Below are 22,917 nucleotides of genomic sequence, written 5' to 3'. Positions count from 1 at the left end.
CCAGTTTCGTATGCTTTCACGTACTTTCGCAACTGCAAGTCGTGGTCGCGAGTGCCCCGAACAGAAGGAGGCGCGATGTCGTCCATCACCAAGCGCGCGACGGTCCTGGCCGACGGTCGCGAACTCATCTACTTCGACGACGCCGACACGACGCTCACGGCCGAACGTCGCGTCGACGCCCGCACGCTCGACCCGCGGCCCGACACCGCGACCATGCGGCAGGACGTCCTCACCGGCGAGTGGGTCTCGATCGCCGCCTCCCGGCAGAACCGCGTGTTCCTGCCCCCGGCCGAGCTCGACCCGCTGGCACCGGCCAGCGAGACGAACCCGTCCGAGATCCCCGACGTCTACGACGTCGCCGTGTTCGAGAACCGCTCGCCGTCGTTCGGGCCGCTGCTCGAGAGCGACGACGCCCCCGACGACCTCGACGACCTCACCCGCATCGGCCTCGAGCGCACCCTCCGCAGCGTCGGCCGCTGCGAGGTCGTCTGCTTCAGCCCCGAGACGCACGGGTCGTTCGCCGACCTGAGCGAGTCGCGTGCCCGCACGGTCGTCGAAGCGTGGGCGGATCGCACGGCCGCCCTGTCGGCGCTGCCCGGCATCCAGCAGGTGTTCCCGTTCGAGAACCGCGGCCAGGCCATCGGCGTCACCCTGCACCACCCCCACGGCCAGATCTACGCCTACCCCTACGTCACACCGCGCACCACCCGCCTGCTCGACAGCATCGAGACCTACGGGCCGACCCTGTTCGCCGACCTGCTCGACCGCGAACGCTCCGGCCCGCGCGTCGTCCTGGCCGGCGAGCACTTCACGGCCTTCGTCCCGTTCGCCGCGCGCTGGCCGATCGAGATCCACCTCCTGCCGCACCGCCACGCCCCCGACTTCGCGGCGCTGACCGACGACGAACGCGACGAGCTCGCGGTCATGTACCGGCGCCTCCTGCGCGGTGTCGACGGCCTGTACGACGACCCCACGCCCTACATCGCGGCCTGGCACCAGGCCCCGGTCGGGGTCGGCCGCGACACCGTGCGCCTGATGCTGCAGATCACCTCGCCCCGGCGGGCCGAGAGCAAGTTGAAGTTCCTGGCAGGCTCCGAGGCGGCGATGGGAGCCTGGGTGGGCGACCTCGTCCCCGAGGTGCAGGCCGACCGAATCCGAGAGGCGATCGAGCGATCATGACCGACACCACCACTCCCCAGGGCTTCAGCGAGGTCTTCGACACCGAGGTCGCCGGGCGCTGGTCCGCGCCGGGCCGCGTGAACCTCATCGGCGAGCACACCGACTACAACGACGGCTTCGTGCTGCCCTTCGCCATCGACCGTCGCACCACCGTCACGGTCGGTCGTCGCGACGACCGCCTGCTGCGCGTGGCGTCGTCGTTCGAGGCCGGTGTGCACGAGGTCTCGCTCGACGATCTCGACCCCCACTCGATGTCGGGATGGTCGGCGTACGTGTTCGGCATCGCCTGGGCGTTGTCCGTCGCCCACGACCGGGCCGACACGCCCTCGTTCGCCGCCGCCGGAGGCGACCTCTCGACCATCGACCTGTCGGGCGTTCCCGGCCTCGACCTCTTCGTCGAGTCCGAGGTGCCGGTCGGCGCCGGGCTCTCGTCGTCCGCCGCGCTCGAGTGCTCGGTGGCCGTGGCCCTCGCCGAGCTCTGGTCGCTCGACATCAACCGCTCCGCTCTCGCTGCCGTCGGCCAACTGTCCGAGAACGAGGCCGTCGGCGCACCGACCGGCATCATGGACCAGTCGGCGTCGCTGCTGGGTCGCGCGGACTCCGGGGTGTTCCTCGACTGCCGCAGTCTCGACGCCGACGTCGTCGACCTCGGCTTCGCCGCCGCCGGGCTCGAGGTGCTCGTGGTCGACACGCACGTCGAGCACGCACACGCCACCGGCGGCTACGTCGAGCGCCGGGCCTCGTGCGAGAAGGGGGCTGCCGCCCTCGGCGTCGACTCCCTGCGCGATCTCGACGCCGACGACCTCGGTCGAGCAGAAGAGGTCCTCGACGACGAGACCTTCCGACGCGTCCGCCACGTGGTCACCGAGAACCAGCGCGTCCTCGACACCGTCCGCACGCTGCGCACCGACGGCCCGCGAGCGATCGGTCACCTGCTCGACGCCTCGCACGTCTCGATGCGTGACGACTTCGAGATCTCGGTGCCCCAACTCGACCTCGCCGTGGCCACCGCCCAGGCCACCGGTGCCGTCGGCGCCCGCATGACGGGTGGCGGCTTCGGCGGTTCGGCCATCGCTCTCGTCCCCGCCGAGGCTCGCCTCGACGTCGAGGCCGCGATCGTCGCCGCCTTCGCCGAGGCCGGCTACACGGCTCCGACCGTGTTCACCGTGCACGCCGCCGAGGGCGCCCGCCGCGACGCCTGACACCGGGCTGCCCCGCGCCCGCGCCGGGCACGGCACCGCACCGCACCGCACCACGAGATGGGCACAGCACCAGGAGAAAGCCTGGCGCTGTGCCCATCGTCTGGCGTGGCGGGAGGGCGTCAGGGGCGCTCGGCGGCCTCGACCACGTTCTTCAGCAGCATGGCCCGGGTCATCGGCCCGACCCCACCCGGTACGGGCGACTGGAAGCCGGCCACGGCGGCGACCGCGGGGTCGACGTCCCCGCGCAACTTGTACTTGCCCGTCTCGGCGTTCAGCACGCGGGTGATGCCGACGTCGATCACGGCGGCTCCGGGCTTCACCCAGTCCGGCTTGACCAGCCCCGCGACGCCGGCAGCCGCCACGACGATGTCGGCTCGGCGCACCTCGGCGGCCACGTCGACCGTGCGCGAGTGCGTCAACGTCGCCGTCGCCTCGAGCCGGGTCAGCAGCAGCCCGAGCGGACGCCCGACGGTCAGGCCCTGCCCGATGATCGTGACGTGCGTGCCCGCGATCGGGATGTCGTAGGCGTGCAGCATCTCGACGATGCCGCGCGGCGTGCACGGCAGGGGCGTGTCGATCGAGCCCTTGCCGCCGGGCACCGCGAGGACGAGCTCGCCGAGGTTGACCGGGTGGAGGCCGTCGGCGTCCTTGGCCGGGTCCATCAGCTCGAGCATGGCCGTCGGATCGATGCCCGCCGGCAGCGGCAGCTGGATGATGAAGGCCGTCACCGCGTGGTCGGCGTTCATCGTCTCGATCGCCTGACGGATCTCGGCCTCGGTCGCCGTGTCGGGCAGGTCGATCCGGATCGACTCGATGCCGACCTCGGCGCAGTCGCGGTGCTTGCCCGCGACGTACGACAACGAGCCGGGGTTCGCACCGACCAGGATCGTGCCGAGGCCCGGGGTGATGCCTCGCGCCTTGAGCACGTCCACGCGGCGGCGCAGGTCGTCCTTCACGGCGGCGGCCAGGGCCGTGCCGTCGATCGTCACCGCGGACGAGTCGTCGCCGGGGACGAAACGGGCGCGCTCGACGCCCGCCGGAGTGCCGGCCGTGACGTCAGCGCTCACGCGTAGAGCGGGAACGCGTCGGTCAACGCCTTGACGCGGGCCGCGAGGGCCTCGACGTCGGGCGACGGCATCAGCGTCAGCGCGATGATGTCGGCGACCTCGGCGAACTCGGCGTCGGAGAAGCCACGGGTGGCGAGCGCCGACGTGCCGATGCGCACGCCCGAGGTGACCATGGGCGGGCGAGGGTCCCACGGCACCGAGTTGCGGTTCACCGTGATGCCGACGTCGTGCAGCAGGTTCTCGGCCTGCTTGCCGTCGACCTCGCTGGCACGCAGGTCGACGAGCACCAGGTGCACGTCGGTGCCACCGGTCAGCACGTCGACTCCGGCGGCCTTCGCGTCGTCGGCCGTGAGGCGGGCGGCGAGGGCCTGGGCGCCGCGGATGGTGCGCTCTTGACGGTCCTTGAACTCGGGCTCGGCGGCGAGCTTGAACGCGGTCGCCTTGGCGGCGATGACGTGCATCAACGGGCCGCCCTGCTGGCCGGGGAAGACCGCCGAGTTGAGCTTCTTGAACAGCGGCTCGTGGTTCGAGAGGATCACGCCCGAGCGAGGGCCCGCGAGGGTCTTGTGCACGGTCGACGAGACGACGTGCGCGTGGGGCAGCGGCGACGGGTGCAGACCCGCGGCGACGAGGCCGGCGAAGTGCGCCATGTCGACCCAGAGGTACGCGCCGACCTCGTCGGCGATGGCGCGGAACGCCGCGAAGTCGAGCTGGCGAGGGTAGGCCGACCAGCCCGCGATGATGACCTTGGGCTGGTGCTCGATCGCCTGGCGACGGACGACGTCCATGTCGATCAGGTAGGTCTCGGGATCGACCTCGTACGCCACGGCCTTGTACATCTTGCCCGAGAAGTTGAGCTTCATGCCGTGGGTCAGGTGGCCGCCGTGCGACAGCTCGAGGCCGAGGATGGTGTCTCCGATGTCGGCGATGGCCGCGAGCACGGCGGCGTTGGCCTGGGCGCCCGAGTGGGGCTGCACGTTGGCGAAGTCGGCGCCGAACAGGGACTTGGCACGGTCGATGGCGAGGTTCTCGGCGACGTCGACGAACTCGCAGCCCCCGTAGTAGCGACGTCCGGGGTAGCCCTCGGCGTACTTGTTCGTCAGCACCGACCCCTGCGACTCGAGCACGGCGCGCGGCACGAAGTTCTCGGACGCGATCATCTCGAGGTAGTCGCGCTGACGGCCGAGCTCTTGCTCGAGGACGGCCGCGATCTCGGGGTCGACGACCGAGAGCGGCTGGTTGAAGGTCGACGGCTGGCGGTCGGTCGAGCCGGAGGCGGTCGACTCGGAGGTCTGGGCGCTGGTCTGGTCGGAGATGGTCACGGAGGACTCCTTGGCACACGGGACGGACGGAGGTCGGATGTCGTGGCCCAGGCGTACGGCCACGCACGTGTGTCAGTCGCTCCCCGATGGTGACCATCTGAACGCCAGTCGCGACCCGCACAGCATAACAACCGGGGCTCGCTGTCGGAAGCCGTGTGACACCCTGGACGGGTGAGCCTCACCCTCGACGACACCCGCACGGGAACGGAGGCCGACCCGCGCCTCCTGACCTCGCCCGACACCCCCTGGGTGACGCTGGTCTGGGACGACCCGGTCAACCTGATGACCTACGTCACCCACGTCTTCGAGAGCTATTTCGGCTTCGGTCGGGCCGAGGCGAAGCGACTCATGATGCGCGTGCACACCGAGGGCCGCGCGGTCGTCGCGACGGGCAACCGCGAAGAGATGGAACGTCACGTCGAGGCCATGCACGACTACGGACTCTGGGCGACGCTCTCGAAAGAGGACGAGGCATGACGCTCGTGCCGTTCGTCCGTCCCCGGGGTGGCGACGAGATCCGTGTGCGGCTCGACGCCGACGAGCGGGGTCTGCTGACCGACCTGGTCGGTCAGCTGGTGTCGCTGCTCGAGAACGGTGACGAGGGCGATCCGGCCCTCGCGCGCCTCCTGCCCGCGGCGTACCGCGACGACGCCGAGGCGGCCGCCGAGTTCCGGCGGTTCACGGCCGACGACCTGACCCGGCGGAAGATCGAGAACGGCCGAGCGGTGCTCGCGACACTCGCAGAACCGGGCACGGGCCTCGACCGTGCCGCACAGCAGTCGTGGTTGCGGACCCTGAACGACCTCCGGCTCACCCTCGGCGAGCGACTGGGCGTCACGGGCGAAGGCGTACCCCCGAGCGACGATCGGCAACGGCAGGCGATGAGCCACGTCTTCGACTGGCTCGGCTACCTGCAGGAGGCGCTGCTGCGGTCCCTGCCCAAGGGCTGAGCCCGCGACCCGCGCCGTGGACTAGCGGTTCTCTTTCGGGAACACGACCCAGAGCACGAGGTACACGAGCACCTGCGGCCCGGGAAGGATGATCGACAGCACGAAGATCAGGCGGACCAAGAAGGCGCTGATGCCGAACCGGTTCGCGAGGGCGGCGCAGACTCCGGCGATGATCTTGCCGCGGCGGGGACGAGTGAGGGTGGCCATGCCCCCGAGCATGCCAGCCCCGCCTGGAGGACGTCCACCGACGCCCCGTGCGCCGTCCCGGTGCGCGAGAATGGCCGGATGAGCGCTTCACTCGTGGCCAAGGGCCTGGCCGGAGGCCACGGGCACCGCACCCTCTTCGACGACCTCGACCTGACCGTCGCCCCGGGCGACGTCGTGGGCGTGGTGGGCGTGAACGGGGCCGGAAAGTCGACGCTGCTGCGCCTCCTCGCGGGCGTCGACGAGCCGCAGGCCGGCACGATCACGCTCAACCCCGGTGACGCCTTCGTCGGCTGGCTGCCTCAAGAGCACGAGCGCGTGCCCGGCGAGACGGTCGCCGACTACATCGGCCGCCGTACCGGCGGCACGCAGGCCACCGCCGACATGGACGCCGCCGCCTCCGCCCTCGGCGACCCCGATCCGGCCCCGCGCCCCGACGGCCTCGACCCCTCCGACGTCTACTCGAGCGCCCTCGACCGATGGCTCGCCAGCGGGGCCGCCGACCTCGACGAGCGCCTGCCGCAGGTGCTCGCCGACCTCGGCCTGGACCGTGACGGCGACGGCGCCGTCGGCCCCGACAGCCCGATGACCGGCCTCAGCGGAGGCCAGGCCGCACGCGTCGGCCTCGCGGCCCTGTTGCTCAGCCGCTTCGACGTCGCGTTGCTCGACGAGCCCACCAACGACCTCGACCTCGACGGCCTCGAACGGCTCGAACGCTTCGTGCAGGGCCAGCGCGGCGGAATCGTCCTCGTCAGCCACGACCGCGAGTTCCTGGCCCGGTGCGTCACGAAGGTGCTCGAGCTCGACCTCGCGCAGTCGTCGAACCGGGTCTTCGGCGGTGGCTACGACGCGTACCTGGACGAGCGCGAGACCGCCCGCCGGCACGCGCGCGAGGCCTACGACGAGTTCGCCGAGAAGAAGGCCGACCTCGTCGGACGCGCCAGGACGCAGCGCGAGTGGTCGAGCCAGGGCGTCCGCAACGCGATGAAGAAGGCGCCGGACAACGACAAGATCCGCCGCAAGGCCTCGGCCGAGTCGAGCGAGAAGCAGGCCCAGAAGGTCCGCCAGATGGAGAGCCGCATCGCCCGCCTCGACGAGGTCGACGAACCCCGCAAAGAATGGCAGCTCGAGTTCACCATCGGCGCGGCCACCCGCTCGAGCGCGGTCGTCTCGACCCTCACCGGCGCGGTGTTCCGCCAGGGCGACCCGGCCACGGGCGAGTTCGTGCTCGGCCCGGTCTCTCTGCAGGTGGACGGCGGCGACCGCATCGGCATCACCGGCCCGAACGGCGCCGGCAAGTCGACGCTGCTGCGCGGTCTGCTCGGCCGACAGGCCCCGAGCGAAGGAGGCGCGAGTCGCGGAGCCAGCATCGCCGTCGGCGAGATCGACCAGGCGCGCGCGCTCCTGGCCGGCGACGTGCCGTTGGCCGACGCGTTCGAGGCGCTCGTGCCCGACTGGCCCCAGGCCGAGGTGCGGACCCTGCTCGCCAAGTTCGGGCTCAAGGCCGACCACGTCTCGCGCCCGGTCGACGAGCTCTCGCCCGGCGAACGCACACGTGCCGGCCTCGCGCTGTTGCAGGCCCGCGGCGTCAACGTGCTCGTGCTCGACGAACCCACGAACCACCTCGACCTCGCCGCCATCGAACAACTCGAGCAGGCCCTCGAGTCGTACGACGGCACGCTGCTGCTCGTCACGCACGACCGGCGCATGCTCGAGACGGTCCGGCTCGACCGGCACTGGAGGGTCGAGGGCGGCACCGTCACCGAGTCCTGAACCCGGTGCCGACGCTGCCGGTGAACGATTCCCCCGGGCCTCGACTACCGTCGTCGTCATGACCCGAACCACCCGACTGGTCGCGGTCGCCGCCGCCCTTGCCCTGCTCACCGGCTGCACGGCGAACCCGGCCGAGCCGAGCGAGCCCACGGGCGGTGCCTCCACGAGCGCGACCTCGTCGCCCCGGCCGACCCGCGCCTCCTCGGAGCTCGCCGACTGGGCCGACGCCCTCGAGGGCCGCGACGAGTACTCCGCCCGCTGGGTCGCCGTCGGCGACTCGATCCCCGAGGGCATGGGCGCCTCGACCGTCGACTCCCGCTGGATCGACCTGACCCTCGACGGTCTGCGCGAGCGCTACCCGACCGAGGACGCGCCGGGCGGGGTCGGCTACCGGCCGACTGCGTTCGCCGTCGCTCCTCCCGCGTCGACCTGGGCGCGCTGGGCCACGAGCAGCGAGGGGTCGGTGTCGGTGTCGGCCTCGTCCCGCACCGCCGACCTCGGCTACCGTTCGGTCACCCTCGGCGCGGACGCGACCACGACGTACCCGTTCACCGGCACCGACCTCGACCTCTGGTGGTCGAGCGGCCGCGGCACCTTCAGCTACACCGTCGACGACGGCGACGCGGTCGAGGTCGACACGCGCGACTCGATGGCCACCAGCGGCATCTCGTCCGTGACCGGGCTCGACGCGGGAGCCCACACCGTGACGATCCACGCCGAGACGCCCGTCGACATCGAGGGCCTGACCGCTTTCGACGGGGATCGCGACCGCGGCATCACGCTCTTCGACTCGTCCCGCTCCGGCGCCACGGCCCGCACCTTCACGGCCGACCTGCCCGGATACCTCGACTCGATCGCCGCGACGAAACCCGACCTCGTCACGATCACGCTCGGCGCCAACGACGCGTTCAGCCGCACGCCGGACCAGTTCGAGGACGACTACCGCACCCTGATCGACGGCCTGCAGAGCCTCGACGACCCGCCGTCGATCATGCTCATGGGCGAGTTCGTGCCCGGCACGAACCTCACGAAGGGGCTCGCCGCGGATGCCGGCGACTACGACGCGGTCGTGCGGCGCCTCGCGGACGAGACCGGCAGCGCCTACGTCGATCTCGCCGACGCCCTGCCGGACGACGGCCTCGCCTCGCTGCTCTCGGGCGATGGCGTCCACCCGAACGACGCCGGCCAGCGCGTCATCGCGGACTACGTGCTCGGGCAGCTCAGCGTCTACTGATCGACCCGTCGACTGGTCCCGAATCGTGGTTCGACCCGCGCACGAGCACGATTCGGGACCACTCGAACTCCGCGTCGGGGGGAACGAGCAGGCGCAGGGCGCGTCGTGCGGAGGGCGCGCGCCCGGCGCGGCTCAGTCGAACAGGCCGTAGGCGGCGTCGAGGGTCTCGTCGGTGCTGAGCGGGGCGGCGTCGCCCGCACCCGTCGCGGTCACGGCGATCAGGCCGTGGGGCGAGAGGATCGTGCTGGCCGACGCCGTGATGCCCTGCTGCGTCACCGTCTGCGAGAACGCCTGACCGCCGAACGCCCCGACGCGCGAGTCGTCGACGGTCTCGACACCCTGCGTGCCCTCGATCTGCGAGGTCTGGGCGCTGATGTCGTCGGCGCTGAAGTCCTGACGCTGGGCGAGGACGACGATCGCCGTCACGTCGGCGGCGTCCGTCGCCTCGGTCGTGGGGGTCGCCCACTGGCAGTTCGCCTGGTCGCCCGAGAACGTGCTGTCGTCACGCAGCTCGAGGCCGTCCACGACCCCGCCGAGGGCCGAGCCGACGTCGTCGCAGCTGGCGAGGTCGTCGAAGGTGCCCTCGCCGGATGCGGTCGACCCCGAGCCGCCCGCCGACCCGCCGGACCCGGCGTCGTCCGCGTCACCCGCGCCTCCTGAGGTGCAGCCGGCGAGCAGCAGGCCGAGGGCGAGCACGCCCGTGGTGGTGGCCGTCGCGGCCGTTCTGCGCATGGTCATGGCCATGGGGGCTCCCTCGTGATCTGCCACGGGCTCCCTGCGCCCGGTGCTGTCGTCACCCTAACGAGGGGCGCCTCCGAGGACGCACCACCGACGCGGTGTGACCCCCGGCGGGGTCGGGCAACGGCGGGGTCGGGCTGCGGCTCACCAGGTCGTGCGGGTGCGCTCCTGCTCGACGACGGCCTCACGGTCGGACAGCCCGCGCAGCCCGGCGAACTGCTGACCCATGCGGGGGTTGCCCGCGAGCACGGGCTCGACACGGTCGAGGAACGCCCAGTACCCGGCGGTCACCGGGCAGGCGTCCTCGCCGAACCGCTTCTTGGGATCGAAGCGGCACGAGCCGCAGTGGTCGGTCATGCGGTTGACGTAGGCGCCACCGGACGCGTACGGCTTCGTCGCGACGATGCCACCGTCGGCGTGCTGCGACATGCCCACGACGTTGGCCGGCATCACCCAGGGGGTGCCGTCGACGTACATGTCGACGAACCACTGGTTGAGCGCCGCCGGGTCGACACCTCGCTGCAGTGCCCAGTTGCCGAGGATCATCAGACGCTGGATGTGGTGGTTCCAGCCGTGCCGACGCAGCCCGTCGAGCGTGTCGCTGAGGCACTCGGCCTCGACCGCCTCGGCGTCGAGCCCGGCGAACACGTCGGGCAGCGGCTGCGTCGCCCCGAGCGCGTTGCTCGTCGTCGCGAAGTCCTCGCCGAGGTGCCAGTAGAGGTGCCAGACCCAGTCACGCCAGCCGACGATCTGCCGGGTGAATCCCTCGACGCTGCGCAGGGGTGCGTCTCCGGCCTGGTAGGACGCGATCGCGGCCTCGACGACCTCGCGCGGGTCGAGCAGGCCGAGGTTCATGGGAGCACTGAGCAACGAGTGCGCCATCGTCCAGTCGCCCGACAGCGTGGCGTCCTCGAACGGACCGAAATCCGGCAGCCGCACCTCGACGAAGTCCGCGAGCGCCGCCGTCGCCTCGGCGCGGGTGGCGGCGAACCGTCGCGGTGCGTCGTCACCCACCAACCGGACGACCCCCTCGCGCTCCCACCGGTCGAGGTCGGCACGCACCTCGGCGTCGATGTCGTCCTCGACGGGCCACTCCTGCGGGGGCAGGCCGAGCGTCGCGGCACCCTTCGGCGGCTTCTCGCGGTTGTCGTGGTCGTAGTTCCACTGGCCGCCCACGGGCTGCGGGCCCTCCATCAACAGGCCGGTGCGCTGACGCACGGCCCGGTACCAGTCCTCCATCAGGAGGCGCGGTGCCGGTCGACCGCCGGACGCGCCGGTCGGGCGACCCGCGCCTCCTCGGCGGGCGTCGTCGGCGTCCGCCGCCGCGCCGCCCGCCCGGCTCGAGCCGCGTCCCCCTTGTCGACCGGCGGCCCACTCGGCGAACTCGGCCTCGCTCGAGACGAAGCCGCGGCTCGGCAGCACCTCGGCGCCGACCGAACGCACGAGGCGACGGGCCCGGTACGAGGTGGGGTCGACGACCTGCAGGTCGTCGCGACCCTCGAGGGCCTCGGAGTAGTGCTCGACCTGGCGGAAGTCGACGCGGTCACCCAGCTCGGCGGCCCGGTGCCGGACGGCCGACAGGATCAGCTGCAACTTGGCGCGGTGCAGGGTCCGACCGCGCCACGACGACCGACTCTCGACGAGCAGCATCGGGTCGCCGTCGTCGAAGTGCGGGCCGAGCTGGTCGAGGAAGATCCATCGGGTGCGCTGCATGCCCCGACAGTAGACGCGGGCACTCAGCGGGTTGCCAGCATCTTCACCGTGACGAACCGGGCGGGCACGGCGTCTCATGGACGTGCAGCCCGGGTCGCCCCGAACCGCTCGCACGACGATCATCCGCACGACTCCCCCAGCCGAAAGAGGACCCGAGATGTCGAACACCGCCACGCCCACCCCCGCCACCACGAGCTCACGCGTCGACGGAGTCTCCCGCGTCGACGGCGCCTCGACCGTCTCGTCGGACGCCGCGGGCACCACGCAGATCGCCGACGGCGTCGTGGCCAAGGTCGCGGGCATCGCCGCCCGCCAGGTGCCCGGCGTCCACTCGATCGGTGGCGGTGCGTCGCGTGCCGTGGGCGCCCTGCGTACCGCCGTCGGCCAGCAGGACCACGGCCAGGGCGTCAAGGTCGACGTCGGCGAGACCCAGGCCGCGGCGGACCTCAGCATCGTCGTCGACTACCCCCTGTCGGTGCAGAAGGTCGCCGACGATGTCCGTCGGGCCGTCAACGACGCCATCACCCAACTCGTGGGCCTGCAGGTCGTCGAGATCAACATCGAGGTCAGCGACATCTTCATCGCCGGCCAGGACGACGACGACAAGGGCGACAAGGCCGACTCGCAGCGGGTTCAGTAGACAGCGAGTTCAGTGAAGAACGAGTTCACTGGCACCTGCGGCGATCATCCCGACGTGATCGTCCCCCGCACCCTCGCGGACCGCACCCGACCGAGCCAGCCGGCTCGACCGCACGACCCGTGCACCACTGCCCAGGAGGCACACCCATGGCATCACTGCTCCGACGTTTCGCCCCGCTGATCGCCGGCTTCATCTTCAAGAAGATCATGAACAAGCGTCGCGGGGGCGGTACCGGCCAGGGTGGCTACCAGCAGCCCGGACGCCGCCGCTGACCCGGCCCGCACCGCATCGGACGCAGGAGGCGCGACTCACCCGAGTCGCGCCTCCTGCGTCTTTCGTCGTCCCGGGCGCAGGGGGACCGCATCTCTCTCACCTTGATCCGGTACGTGCCGGATCAGAGAAAGTGCGGTCGGACTGCCGAGCGAACGGCGAGCGGCACGCGGCTCACGCGGCGGGGCGGGCCGAACGGTGGGCGAGGAGGCGGTCGCTCGCGAGCACGGCGACCAGTACGACCGCGGCGACCGCGATGTAGAGCACGGGCAGCGAGTCGAGCCCCGAGCCGTCGAGCACGAGGGCGCCGATCAGGGCGCCTCCACCGATGCCGGCGTTGAAGCCGGTCGTGTAGAAGGCACTCGCCAGGTCGCGCATGCGTTCGGGGGCGACCTGCAGCATGCGCGTCTGGAACAGCGGCGGCAACGCTCCGAACGTCACGCCCCACAGGACGAACGCCACCAACGACGGCACGAGGAGCCCCTCGAACACCAGCATGCCCGTCACGGCGAGACCGACCACGGCCACCCCGATCGGGATGCTCACCCGCGGTCGCGCCCCGAGGAACCAGCCGACCATGCCGAGACCCACGGCTCCGGCGATGCCGAAGGCGAAGAGCCACCCGGCGAGGCCCTGCTCGGGAACCCCGGTCGACCGCACGAGGTACGGCGTGATGTAGGTGAAGAAGGAGTAGTGCCCGATCATGAACACCGCCGTGATGACGCAGCTCAGCACGACGCCGAGCACGCTCGGCTTCGGCAGCGCGCGACGACGAACCGCGGCACCCGCAGGAGGCGCGGTGCCGTCGACCAGCGTCGGGACCGCGTCGGTCACCGGCTCGGGCGTCGACTCGTGCGCCGTGCCCCGCCCGACCGGAGGCAGGAACTTGTAGACGAAGACCGCGCCGAGCGCCATGAGCCCGGCGAGGATGCCGAACGCCTCACGCCAGCCGAGGGCCTGGCCGAGGGCGGTGCCGAGCGGGACGCCCAGCACGAACGCGAGGGTGCCGCCGCTCATGGCGACGGCGAGTGCCCGGCCGACCTGGGCTCGAGGCACGAGGTGCCCGGCGTAGGCACCGCCGATCGCCCAGAACATGCCGTGGGCGAGGCCGCCGAGCACGCGGCTCGCGAGGACGAGCTCGTAGGTCGGCGCGATGGCGGTCAGGCCCGCGCTGATCGCGAGGACGACGATCAGGCCGACGACGATCAGGTGCCGGGGCAGACGCCGGGTGAGGTGGGTCAGACCGGTGCTGGTCAGCACGACCGTGAAGGCGAAGACGCTGACGAGCAGGCCGATGCTCGACTCGGTGACGCCGAGGTCGGCGCTCATCTCGGGCAGCAGGCCGGTCGGCAGCATCTCGCCCGAGATCGAGAGGAACGTGGCGACGGCGATGGCGATCAGTCCGGCCCACGGGAAGCGGGCGGACGGGGTGGACGGGGACGCCGTGGGGCGCAGGGGTGCGAGTGTCATGGAACCTGGGGTGGTCGGCGGGCGCCGTTCTCTCGACCCGATGGCGGCCACGGGCCGACTGGTCGGTTCGACTCGAGGGTCGATCAGGCCTGTCGGCGGCACGGCCCTCGCGACTCGTGCCGCTGGTGACCGTGGGTGACTCGGGGAGGATGGTGATCCCGACTGCGCGCTGTCGTGCACGCCCGGGGCCGGGAGTACCGCCCGACCAGGGACCATCGTACCCGCTGCCGTCCGCCCTGGCCAGTGCCGGAGCACGTCCTGGGCGTCCCCGGGAACGCTCACCGCGCCTCCCGCGTTGACTGTCGACATGAGCGCCACGACCCACGACCCCAAGACCTGCCGATCGTGCGGACGCACCATTGAGTGGCGCAAGAAGTGGGCGTCGAACTGGGACGAGGTCGCCTACTGCAGCGACGCCTGCCGCAAGCGCAAGGTGACGGCGCAGGACCGCGCGCTCGAACAGCGCATCCGCGACCTGCTCGCGGCTCGGGCGGCCACCTCGTCGATCTGCCCGTCGGACGTCGCGCGATCGCTGCACCCCGACGACGAGGACGCCTGGCGCGGCCTCATGGAGCCCGTGCGGCGCGCGGCCCGGCGCTTGGTCGCTTCGGGCGAGGTCGACATCACGCAGGGCGGGTCGGTGGTCGACCCCTCGACGGCGAGGGGTCCGATCCGCATCCGCCGGCACCGGTCGTGAGCCCGGCGGGGCGGCACCGGGCAGGGTGCGGGGCGGGGCAGTGACGTGTCGGGGGGCGGTCAGACGGGCTGCAACGCCGACCAGGGCTCGGGGGGCAGGTCGACGCCGATGGTGTCGCCGGGGCGCACCTCTCCCCCGGCGAGCACCACGCCCATGACTCCCGCCTTGCGGACGAGTTCGCCGGCCTCGTCGCGTCCGACCACGACCTTCAGCAGGCCCGACTCGAAGCGGTCGATCTGCAGGCACGGGTTGCGCAGCCCGGTGATCTCGACCCGCGCCTCCTGACCGAGGGAGAGCACGGTGCCGACGGGCAGGCCGAGCAGGTCGACCCCGTGGGTGGTGACGTTCTCGCCGAGGTCGCCTGGCCCGACGTCGTAGCCGCGGTCGGCCAGCTCGGCGAAGAGTTCGGCGTGCATCAGATGCACCTGCCGCAGGTTGGGCCGGCTCGGGTCGCGGGCCACGCGGGAGCGGTGCTGCACCGTGCGCCCGAGGTGCGCGTCGCCCTCGACGCCGAGCCCGGCGAGCAGGGTGACGCGCTCGACCGGCGGCTTGCTGAACCGGTGGGCGTGGTCGAGACCGACCGAGAGGACGGAGGCGCGGGTCATGTCGCCTAGTCTGCCCGCGTCAGATGCCGGGGTCGAGGGTGCGGCTGGGCTGGGCTGGGCTGGGCTGGGCTGGGCTGGGCTGGGCTGGGCTGGGCTGGGCTGGGCTGGGCTGGGCTGAGTGGCACCATCGATTGAACGTCGCACCGCCGAAACAGGCGGTGCGACGTTCAGTCGGTGGTGCGACGGCGGCCCGCGGGGCGGCGGCCCGCGGGGCGGCGGCCCGCGGGGCGGCGGCCCGCGGGGCGGCGGCGGACGTCGTGCAGGTGGTGCACGGGGTCGTGCACGAAGTAGCGGGCGAGCGAGTCGACCGTGAAGGCCGAGCCGTCGCTGCGGAGGCCCGTGCGGCCGAGCTGCTCGTCGGCCACCGCCTGGAACGCGTCGGCCACCACCGCCGCCGCCGCCACGAGCTCGTCGGCCACGACCGCGGGCTGCTGGGCTGCGTAGTCGTCGGCGAGCGCGGTGGCGTCCTGGTCCCAGTTCGCGAAGGTCGGCGCGTCCTCGGCGAGCATCAGCCGGAGGCGCGTGTCGAAGACCCGGAACACGTCGCGCACGTGCGCCCCGTACTCGAGCGGCGACCACGTGGCGTCGTCGGGCCGGGTGCGGGCGTCGGGCCGGGCGAGCTCGGCGGGCCAGGCGGCGGCGTTCTGCCGGACGAGGCCCGGCACGTCGCGGAACGCGACCTCGGCGGGGTCGAAGCCGCAGTCGGGGCAGGGGCGTTCGAGCACCCAGGTCCAGTTCTTCGTGTCGGGCGTGATCGGCATGGGTCCGACGCTAGGACGCGCGGCCCGGCACCCGCCATCGAGATCCTGCCGACGTCGGTGCCCCCGGCGCCAACCGGTGGGACGGCGAGGGCGGGGAACGGAGTGGACCAGGGCGGGGAGGACCTCGAGAGACGGAGGCTCGTGCCGCAGCCGTCGCACGGCCGACATCCCCCTCGGGGATGACGTCGTCCCCACGACCCACCACTACCGTCGACCCATGACGAACACTCAGCTCAGGGACCGGCTCGCAGGGGTGGCGGCGAGCCTTCGTCGGCGGATCGACCGCCGCGAGGTGGCCTGGGTGATCGGCACCACCGCAGCCCTGCTCGTCATCGGCGGGGCACTCTTCACCGCGACGGCCTCGGCCGGCCGCGTGGTCGCATCGTTGCTCGAGCTGCCGGCCGCGCTCCTATACACCGGGCTCGTGCCCTTCGTCGTGTGGGCCGTCCTGGCCGTGCTCGTCGCGTGGCGGTGGTTCGACGTCCCCGCGTCACGCCGGGCCTGGCTCTACGTCGCCGCGGCGGGCGTGGCCCGGGCCGGCGTCGAGCTCACCGTCGGGTCGGGCGTCACGTCGGGCCTCCGGGCGGGCTTCTCCCTCTACACGCTGCCCACCGTGGTCTTCGTCAGCCTGCCGTTCGTCGCGACCGTCGGCCTGGCCTCGTTCGTCGTGCTCGCCGCGCGCTCGGGCCGTGGCGGCCGCGACGCGTCGACGGGCGACGCAGCACGCCCAGTCGCACACGCCGCCGTCGACGCAGCACGTCCGGCCGACCGCGCTCCCGCCGACGCCCCCGCGACCCGGGCACCCCGACACCTCGTCCACCGCGTCGCCGTGATCGTCGAGGCGCTCGCCCTCGCGGCGGGCATCGTCCTCACGCTCTCGCTGGCCGGGCAGTGGTTCTCGGCCGAGTTCAGCCTCTTCGGTAGCCCCGTGACCGTCAGCCAGGAGGTCGCGAACAGCTGGCTCCGAACCCTCGTCGCCTGCCTCGCGTGCCTGGTCGTGGCGCTCTTCGCCGCGATCACCGCCGGGCACCGAGGCGTCGTCGTGGCGAGCGTCGCCGTGGCCGGGCTGGTCGTGATCGGTGCCGTCGGCGCCCCCGTCCCCGGGGACCGGTGGCAGTCCCCCACACCGCGCCAGGAGCCCCTGCCCGCGAACTACACCCCGTGTTACAGCGGCAGCGGAAAGTGCAACTGACCTTCGGGTGGGCCGGGCGGGACGCGGGTCAGGCGGGCGCGTCGACGTCGTGGCCGTCCCACAGGTCGGAGCAGTCGACCGGTTCGGCGGCGTGGGCCCGCAGGTACGGACCGGCCCCGCGATCACCGGTGAGGGACGCCGCGAGGGCCGACCAGTGGGACCGGCCGACCACGACGGGGTGACCCGGGCGGCCGTGGAAGACGGCCCGGCGCAGCGCACCCGGGCCCAGCGGACCGTCGGCGGCCGGGGACGACAGCAACCGCGCGACGGCGGACGACGGCAGACCCGGGTAGTCGACCAGCGTGATCAGGGCGAGCCGCGCCTCCTCGGGGTCCGACCCGGCGAGCGCCGTCAACCCCGCGCGGAGCGAGGCGGCGAGGCCGTCGGCCCAGTCGTCGGCGACGACGGCCGACACCCGGGCCCGCCCCTCCACCCCGAGGAGGCGCGGGTCGGCCGCCAGCAGCGCTCGCGCCTCGGTCGCGCCCGCACCGAGCACGACGAGCACCCTGTGGCAGCCCCCGTCGAGGAGCGTGGCCACGGCCCGGGTCAGCCAGGGTCCGTGGCCGTCGACCACGAGCGCCTTGGGGCGGCCCATGCGCGTCCCGGCACCGGCCGCGAGCAGCAGGCCGACGGACGGCGGAGCGATGATCTCGGGCATGGCTGCAGGCTAACCGGCGTGACCACACGGCGAACCACCTGCGGCGTGACGTGACACCGCCCCCGGGCCGTGACAGCATCGAGACCCGGTGCCACCCGACACCACCCCCGAGGAGTCCCGTGTTCGAGATCGCCGACCGTCTACTGGCCCGGCTCGACGCCGGCGAGAGCCTCGCCCTCGCGACGGCCGTGTCGGTCGTGGGCAGCGCGCCGCGCACCGTCGGCACCTCGATGGCCGTCACCGTCGACGGCACCGTGATCGGCAGCATCTCGGGCGGTTGCGTCGAGGGCGCGGTCTACGAGATCTGCACGGAGGTGTTCGAGGACGGCACGCCCCAGCTCGAGACCTTCGGGTTCAGCGACGAGACCGCGTTCGAGGTCGGGCTCAGCTGCGGTGGACGCATCGAGGTGCTCGCGCGGCTCGTCTCCCCCGACGACACCGTGACGATCGACGCCCTCCGCGACGTCGCCGCCGGGCGTGGGGCCTCGGCCCACGTCGTGCTCGGGCCGGTCCGCACCGGCGAGGTCGTGCCGACCGTCGACGACTGCGAGGGTCTGCGGGTCTTCAGCGAGCGCTCGGCACCGCCGCCGCGCCTCCTCGTCTTCGGGGCGGTCGAGTTCGCCGTCGCCCTCTGCAACGCCGGGGCCGTGCTGGGCTATCGCGTGACGGTGTGCGACCCGCGTCCCGTGTTCATGACGCGCGAGCGGTTCCCCTCGGCCGACGAGGTCGTCGTCGAATGGCCGCCCCACTACCTCGCCCGCACCGAGGTCGACGAGCACACCGTCATCGCCGTGCTCTCCCATGACGAACGCTTCGATGCCGACCTGGTCGAGGCAGCTCTGGCCTCGCCGGCGGCTTACGTCGGGGCGATGGGCTCGCGCGTGACCCACGACCGGCGGATCGCCGAACTGCGCTCACGCGACGTGGGGCCGGACTCGCTGGGCCGCCTGCACTCCCCCATCGGGCTCGACCTCGGGGCGAGCACCCCCGAAGAAACGGCCGTGTCGATCATGGCCGAGGTGCTCGCCGTGCGCTCGGGCGCCTCACGGGCCCCGCTGCGCGATCGCGACGGCAGCATCCACCTGATCCGCTGACGCCGCCCACGGTCAGGAGGCGCGGTGCCGGCCGACACCGCGCCTCGTGCTCCCGAGGCCGCTCAGTACCGCGTGGGCAGCCCGGCGAGCAGCTTGTCGGGCTGGATCGGCAGGTCGCGCACGCGGATGCCGGTCGCGTGGGCGACGGCGTTCGCCACCGCGGCGGCCGCACCGACGTTGCCGATCTCGCCGATGCCCTTGCCGCCCATGGGTGCGAGGTGCGGGTCCTCCTCGTCGAGCCACTCGACCTCGATCGACCCCACGTCGGCGTTGGCTGCCACGTGGTACGTCGCGAAGTCGTGGTTGCCGTAGTCGCCCTGCGTCGGGTCGAGCATGCCGTGCTCGTGCAACGCCATCGACAGGCCCATCGTCATGCCGCCGATGAACTGCGATCGAGCCGTGCGGGCGTTCATGATGCGCCCGGCCGCGAAGACGCCGACCATGCGCGGCACGACGACCTCACCCGAGTCGAGGTCAACGCGGGCCTCGACGAACTGGGCGCCGTAGGCGAAGCGCGAGTGGTCGCTCATCGCCGCGATGTCCTCCTCGATGTCGACGACGACCTCGAGACCTTCCGGAGGCACGGGCTGGCCCTGCGAGAGCAGCTCGGTCACCTGCCGACTCGCCTTGGTCACCGCCCACCCCCACGACGCCGTGCCCGACGAGCCGCCGGCCACACCTGCAGTCGGAAGCCGACTGTCGGCGATGTGCAGGTCGACGAGGTCGAGGGGCACACCCAGCTCGACCGCGGCGATCTGCGCCATCACGGTGCGGGCACCCTGGCCGATGTCGGTCGCGTTGACACCGACCTCGAAGCGACCACCTGGCAGCGCGGTGACCCGAGCCCCCGCGGGCATCACGCTCGCGGGATACGTGGCGGCGGCCACACCCGTGCCGACCAGCCAGCGCCCGACCCGGCGCGCGCCCTGACGCGGGTCGCGGCCGCCCCAGCCGAACAGCTCGGCCCCGCGCCGCAGGCAGTCGACCAGGTGCCGGCTGCTGAACGGCTGCCCGGTGTGCGGGTCGACCTCGGGCTCGTTGCGGACGCGCAGCTCGACCGGGTCGAGGTCGAGCTCCAGCGCCAGCTCGTCCATCGCGGACTCGACGGCGTAGATGCCGGGCGCCTCGCCGGGCGCACGCATCCAGCGCGGCGTCGGCACGTCGAGTCGCGCGAGCCGGTGGGTCATCAGACGACTGGGGGCGGCCCACAGGTGGCGGGTCGGCTCGGCGGTCTGCTCGGTGAACTCCTGGAGGGTCGACGAGTGCGAGTACGTCTGGTGCGACAGCGCCGAGAGGTGCCCCTCGGAGTCGGCGGCGAGACGGATGCGGGAGATCGTCGGCGTGCGATAGCCCGCGATCGCGAACATCATCTGTCGCGTGTAGGCGACCTTCACGGGACGGCCGGTGAGCATGGTGCCGATCGAGGCGAGCACGACGACCGGGCGGGCCGAGCCCTTCGATCCGAAGCCGCCGCCGACGTGCTCGGCACGGACGCGCACGGCGGACGGGTCGAGTGAGAACAGCGTCGCGAGCGAGCCCGCGACTCCGCTCGTGCCCTGGTTCGAGTCGAGCACGTCGAGCTCGCCGTCGGCCCAGGTGGCGACCGTGGCGTGCGGCTCCATCGGGCTGTTGAACAGGGCCGCCGTCTCGTACGTCTCGTCGATCACGACGGACGAATCGGCCATCGCCGCGTCGACGTCACCCTGCGAGGTGTCGGTCTCGAAGCCTGCGTTGACGGTCTCTGGGGCGTAGAGGCCAGGGTGGTCGGTGCTCAGCACGACGTCCCTGCCGCCCTCGTCGTACTCGACGGCGAGCGCGGACGCGGCCTCGCGGGCGGTGTCGAAGGTGTCGGCCACCACGAGCGCGACCGGCTGGCCGCGGTAGGCGACCTCGGCCGACTGCAACACGAGCAGTTCACCGTCGTCGGCGTCCTCGAGGTGCGGGGCCTGCTCGTGGGTGATGACGGCCCGCACGCCGGGCATCGCGAGCACCTCGTCACGGTTCGAGCCGGTGATCGTGCCGGTCGTCACGGTCGACTGCACGATCCAGCCGTACAGCACGCCGTCGGGTGTGTGCTCGTAGGCGTATCGGGCGGCGCCGGTGACCTTGTCGCGGCCCTCGAGGCGGGCGACGGGGGCACCGAGACCGGTGGGGACGCTCGTGTCGACGGGGGTGACGACGTCGACGGTGGTCACGACGCGCTCCCCTCGGTGTCGGCGCCAGGATCGACGTCGGTCGTGATGCGACGGGGCGACCCGTTGCCGCCGGTCGGGCGGAACGGCGACGGGTCGACGTCCTCAGCCGAGTCGTCGCCCTCGTGGTCGAGGCCGGCGAGTTCGCTCAGCACGCCGACGACGAGCCGGGTCAGCAGCGGCACCTTGAAGGCGTTCTGCTTGGTGGTCGTCGCGGCGGCCAGCTCGAGCTGCGCGGCGGCCGCGAACGAGGCGAGCGTCGCCGGCGAACCGACCAGCGCCTCCTCGGCCTTACGGGCACGCCAGGGCACCGGCGACGCGGCACCCAGGGCGATGCGGACCTCGGTCACGAGACCGGCCTCGTCGACCGCGAGGGCGGCGGCGACCGAGCCCAACGCGAAGGCGTACGAGCGACGGTCGCGGGCCTTGCGGTAGGTCGAGTTGATTGCGACGGGCAGCGCGGGCAGCTCGACCGCCGTGATCAGCGCGCCGCTCGGGAGGTTCGTGTCGCGGGTCGGGTCGTCGCCCGGCTGGCGGAAGAATTCGTCGACGGGCAGTCGCCGTTCGCCGTCGACGGTCTCGAAGACGACGACTGCGTCCAGCGCGGCGAGGGCGACGGCCATGTCGCCCGGGTGCGTGGCGATGCAGAGGTCGTTGACGCCGAGGATGCCGAGTTCGCGCGACAGCCCGGCGATCGCGCCGCAGCCCGTGCCGGGTTCACGCTTGTTGCAGGGCTTCGTGGTGTCCATGAAGTACGTGCAGCGGGTGCGCTGCAGCAGGTTGCCTCCGGTCGTCGCCTGGTTGCGCAGCTGACCCGAGGCCGCGCTGACCAGGGCGCGGGTCAGGGCAGGGTAGCGGGTGCGGACGAGGGGGTGCGCGGCGAGGTCGCTGTTGCGGACCCCCGCGCCGATGCGGAGGCCTCCGTCGGGCAGCTCGTCGACCCCGCCGAAGTCGACGCGGCTGACGTCGACCAGCAGGTCGGGACGCTCGACGCCGAGCTTCATCAGGTCGACCAGGTTCGTGCCACCGCCCAGGAGCATGGCGTTGGGGGTGCGGTCGAGGGTGGCGAGGGCCGAGGCGACGTCGGTCGCGCGCTCGTACTCGAAGGTTTTCATCGGGTGGCTCCCTCGGTGGCGTCGGCGTCGTGCGCGCAGGCCGCGTCGTGCACGGCCGGGACGATGTTCATGTAGGCCCCGCACCGACACAGGTTGCCGCTCAGGCGTTCGCGGACCTCCTCGTCGTCGAGGTCGATCTCGCCGTTCGTGATGTCGGTGGTGACGTGACTCGGCATGCCGGCCCGCGCCTCCTCGAGCATGCCGACCGTCGAGCAGATCTGGCCCGGCGTGCAGTAGCCGCACTGGTAGGCGTCCCGGTCGAGGAAGGCCTGCTGCACCGGATGCAGGGTGTCGCCGTCGGCGAGCCCCTCGACGGTCGTGACGTCACTGCCCTCGGCGCTGACGGCGAGGACGAGGCAGCTGTTGGTGCGACGCCCGTCGACCAGGACCGTGCACGCGCCGCACTGGCCATGGTCGCAGCCCTTCTTCGAGCCGGTCAGGTCGAGGCGCTCACGCAGGGCGTCGAGCAACGAGGTGCGATTGTCCACCTCGAGCCGGTGGGGGCTGCCGTTGACGTCGAGCGTGATCGTCGTCGTCGGGACGCCCGGCGGGTTCGGGCTCGTGGCCGGTGGACTGGTTTCTGCGCTGACCTGGGACACCATGCGTGCACCGTATGCCCGGGGGCGGGCGGGTGCCCACGTGCTGTCCCGTGTGCGAAGCGCGACGCCGCGGGGGCCGTCGACGCCCGCGTGGCGGGGCACCGGCACCGGCACCGGCACCGGCACCGGAGGGTGACTTCTCGCCGGGAGGTGTTCTCGCGCCGGGCGTGATCCGGTACGTACCGGATCGACCGCCGCGGGAGGAACCCTGGACCAGAGCCTGATCCGGTACGTACCGGATC

At 72.4% G+C, this 22,917-nt stretch carries 23 protein-coding genes and 1 riboswitch; of the genes, 11 read left to right on the top strand and 12 right to left on the bottom strand.

Features of this window, described 5'->3' with window-relative positions:
- The first annotated feature begins 75 nt into the window (after positions 1-75).
- The gene (gene galT / locus HRF36_RS09475) at positions 76-1,179 is read left to right on the top strand and encodes a galactose-1-phosphate uridylyltransferase (RefSeq protein ID WP_173209198.1); all 1,104 of its coding nucleotides are present in this window, start codon (positions 76-78) and stop codon (positions 1,177-1,179) included.
- A complete protein-coding gene (galK, locus tag HRF36_RS09470; RefSeq protein ID WP_173209196.1) occupies positions 1,176-2,381 on the top strand; it encodes a galactokinase in 1,206 nt (401 codons plus the stop codon). Before galT ends, galK begins: the two co-directional genes overlap by 4 nt.
- Before the next feature lie 119 nt (positions 2,382-2,500).
- Here the strand turns inward: galK and HRF36_RS09465 are convergent, their stop codons facing one another.
- Together HRF36_RS09465 and glyA are read right to left on the bottom strand one after the other, a co-directional pair.
- A complete protein-coding gene (locus HRF36_RS09465; RefSeq protein WP_173210019.1) occupies positions 2,501-3,370 on the bottom strand; it encodes a bifunctional methylenetetrahydrofolate dehydrogenase/methenyltetrahydrofolate cyclohydrolase in 870 nt (289 codons plus the stop codon).
- Positions 3,371-3,444: 74 nt separating this feature from the next.
- Complete coding sequence (glyA, locus tag HRF36_RS09460) at positions 3,445-4,764, bottom strand: serine hydroxymethyltransferase (RefSeq protein WP_173210017.1); 1,320 nt, start codon at positions 4,762-4,764, stop codon at positions 3,445-3,447.
- 44 nt (positions 4,765-4,808) lie between these two features.
- Positions 4,809-4,892, bottom strand: a riboswitch (ZMP/ZTP riboswitch).
- Positions 4,893-4,941: 49 nt separating this feature from the next.
- Between glyA and clpS the strand changes: the two genes are divergently transcribed.
- Both clpS and HRF36_RS09450 read left to right on the top strand, forming a co-directional pair.
- Entirely contained in the window at positions 4,942-5,247 is a 306-nt protein-coding gene (gene clpS, locus HRF36_RS09455; protein ID WP_123519020.1) for an ATP-dependent Clp protease adapter ClpS, read from the top strand.
- A complete protein-coding gene (locus tag HRF36_RS09450) occupies positions 5,244-5,720 on the top strand; it encodes a DUF2017 domain-containing protein (protein ID WP_173209194.1) in 477 nt (158 codons plus the stop codon). Before clpS ends, HRF36_RS09450 begins: the two co-directional genes overlap by 4 nt.
- Before the next feature lie 21 nt (positions 5,721-5,741).
- Here the strand turns inward: HRF36_RS09450 and HRF36_RS09445 are convergent, their stop codons facing one another.
- Positions 5,742-5,927 carry a PspC domain-containing protein gene (locus HRF36_RS09445; protein WP_173209192.1) on the bottom strand — a complete coding sequence of 62 codons (186 nt, stop codon included), beginning with the start codon at positions 5,925-5,927 and terminating at the stop codon, positions 5,742-5,744.
- 78 nt (positions 5,928-6,005) lie between these two features.
- Between HRF36_RS09445 and HRF36_RS09440 the strand changes: the two genes are divergently transcribed.
- Both HRF36_RS09440 and HRF36_RS09435 read left to right on the top strand, forming a co-directional pair.
- Positions 6,006-7,697, top strand: coding sequence for an ABC-F family ATP-binding cassette domain-containing protein (locus HRF36_RS09440; RefSeq protein WP_173209190.1), 1,692 nt, complete (start codon positions 6,006-6,008; stop codon positions 7,695-7,697).
- A 58-nt stretch (positions 7,698-7,755) separates the two neighbouring features.
- The gene (locus HRF36_RS09435) at positions 7,756-8,931 is read left to right on the top strand and encodes an SGNH/GDSL hydrolase family protein (RefSeq protein WP_173209188.1); all 1,176 of its coding nucleotides are present in this window, start codon (positions 7,756-7,758) and stop codon (positions 8,929-8,931) included.
- Positions 8,932-9,063: 132 nt separating this feature from the next.
- Here HRF36_RS09435 and HRF36_RS09430 read toward each other — a convergent pair whose 3' ends face one another.
- Entirely contained in the window at positions 9,064-9,669 is a 606-nt protein-coding gene (locus HRF36_RS09430) for a hypothetical protein (protein WP_173209186.1), read from the bottom strand.
- Between the two features lie 144 nt (positions 9,670-9,813).
- Complete coding sequence (locus HRF36_RS09425; protein ID WP_173209184.1) at positions 9,814-11,382, bottom strand: cryptochrome/photolyase family protein; 1,569 nt, start codon at positions 11,380-11,382, stop codon at positions 9,814-9,816.
- A gap of 157 nt (positions 11,383-11,539) precedes the next feature.
- Here HRF36_RS09425 and HRF36_RS09420 point away from each other — a divergent pair, with 157 nt between their 5' ends.
- Entirely contained in the window at positions 11,540-12,022 is a 483-nt protein-coding gene (locus HRF36_RS09420) for an Asp23/Gls24 family envelope stress response protein (protein ID WP_173209166.1), read from the top strand.
- 146 nt (positions 12,023-12,168) lie between these two features.
- Positions 12,169-12,294 (top strand): hypothetical protein, encoded by a 126-nt coding sequence (locus HRF36_RS16085; protein ID WP_256428744.1) that lies wholly within the window; start codon positions 12,169-12,171, stop codon positions 12,292-12,294.
- Between the two features lie 172 nt (positions 12,295-12,466).
- On the opposite strand, the gene HRF36_RS09415 is transcribed toward HRF36_RS16085, so the two are convergent.
- Positions 12,467-13,762 (bottom strand): MFS transporter, encoded by a 1,296-nt coding sequence (locus HRF36_RS09415; protein WP_173209164.1) that lies wholly within the window; start codon positions 13,760-13,762, stop codon positions 12,467-12,469.
- A 307-nt stretch (positions 13,763-14,069) separates the two neighbouring features.
- On the opposite strand from HRF36_RS09415, the gene HRF36_RS09410 reads away from it, so the two are divergent.
- On the top strand, positions 14,070-14,459 hold the full coding sequence (locus HRF36_RS09410; RefSeq protein ID WP_173209162.1) for a DUF2256 and DUF3253 domain-containing protein: 390 nt from the start codon (positions 14,070-14,072) through the stop codon (positions 14,457-14,459).
- Positions 14,460-14,518: 59 nt separating this feature from the next.
- On the opposite strand, the gene HRF36_RS09405 is transcribed toward HRF36_RS09410, so the two are convergent.
- On the bottom strand, positions 14,519-15,064 hold the full coding sequence (locus tag HRF36_RS09405) for an MOSC domain-containing protein (RefSeq protein WP_173209160.1): 546 nt from the start codon (positions 15,062-15,064) through the stop codon (positions 14,519-14,521).
- A gap of 167 nt (positions 15,065-15,231) precedes the next feature.
- Positions 15,232-15,825 (bottom strand): DinB family protein, encoded by a 594-nt coding sequence (locus tag HRF36_RS09400; protein WP_254281170.1) that lies wholly within the window; start codon positions 15,823-15,825, stop codon positions 15,232-15,234.
- A gap of 217 nt (positions 15,826-16,042) precedes the next feature.
- On the opposite strand from HRF36_RS09400, the gene HRF36_RS09395 reads away from it, so the two are divergent.
- Positions 16,043-17,017 (top strand): DUF6234 family protein, encoded by a 975-nt coding sequence (locus HRF36_RS09395; protein WP_173209158.1) that lies wholly within the window; start codon positions 16,043-16,045, stop codon positions 17,015-17,017.
- A 28-nt stretch (positions 17,018-17,045) separates the two neighbouring features.
- On the opposite strand, the gene HRF36_RS09390 is transcribed toward HRF36_RS09395, so the two are convergent.
- Positions 17,046-17,675 carry an NTP transferase domain-containing protein gene (locus tag HRF36_RS09390; protein ID WP_173209156.1) on the bottom strand — a complete coding sequence of 210 codons (630 nt, stop codon included), beginning with the start codon at positions 17,673-17,675 and terminating at the stop codon, positions 17,046-17,048.
- Between the two features lie 119 nt (positions 17,676-17,794).
- On the opposite strand from HRF36_RS09390, the gene HRF36_RS09385 reads away from it, so the two are divergent.
- The gene (locus HRF36_RS09385; RefSeq protein ID WP_173209155.1) at positions 17,795-18,769 is read left to right on the top strand and encodes an XdhC family protein; all 975 of its coding nucleotides are present in this window, start codon (positions 17,795-17,797) and stop codon (positions 18,767-18,769) included.
- Between the two features lie 62 nt (positions 18,770-18,831).
- Here HRF36_RS09385 and HRF36_RS09380 read toward each other — a convergent pair whose 3' ends face one another.
- From HRF36_RS09380 to HRF36_RS09370, 3 genes are read right to left on the bottom strand one after another with little or no spacing between them, the layout of a single operon-like run.
- Complete coding sequence (locus tag HRF36_RS09380) at positions 18,832-20,964, bottom strand: xanthine dehydrogenase family protein molybdopterin-binding subunit (RefSeq protein WP_173209153.1); 2,133 nt, start codon at positions 20,962-20,964, stop codon at positions 18,832-18,834.
- Positions 20,961-22,076: a xanthine dehydrogenase family protein subunit M gene (locus HRF36_RS09375; RefSeq protein ID WP_173209151.1), complete on the bottom strand. Its 1,116-nt coding sequence runs from the start codon at positions 22,074-22,076 to the stop codon at positions 20,961-20,963. Before HRF36_RS09375 ends, HRF36_RS09380 begins: the two co-directional genes overlap by 4 nt.
- Entirely contained in the window at positions 22,073-22,678 is a 606-nt protein-coding gene (locus HRF36_RS09370) for a 2Fe-2S iron-sulfur cluster-binding protein (RefSeq protein WP_173209149.1), read from the bottom strand. The genes HRF36_RS09375 and HRF36_RS09370 overlap by 4 nt, the downstream gene beginning before the upstream one ends.
- Between the last annotated feature and the right edge of the window lie 239 nt (positions 22,679-22,917).

This window comes from Frigoribacterium sp. VKM Ac-2836 (assembly GCF_013248995.1).
Taxonomy (GTDB): domain Bacteria; phylum Actinomycetota; class Actinomycetes; order Actinomycetales; family Microbacteriaceae; genus Frigoribacterium.
This window is presented reverse-complemented; position numbering and strand designations above follow the sequence as displayed.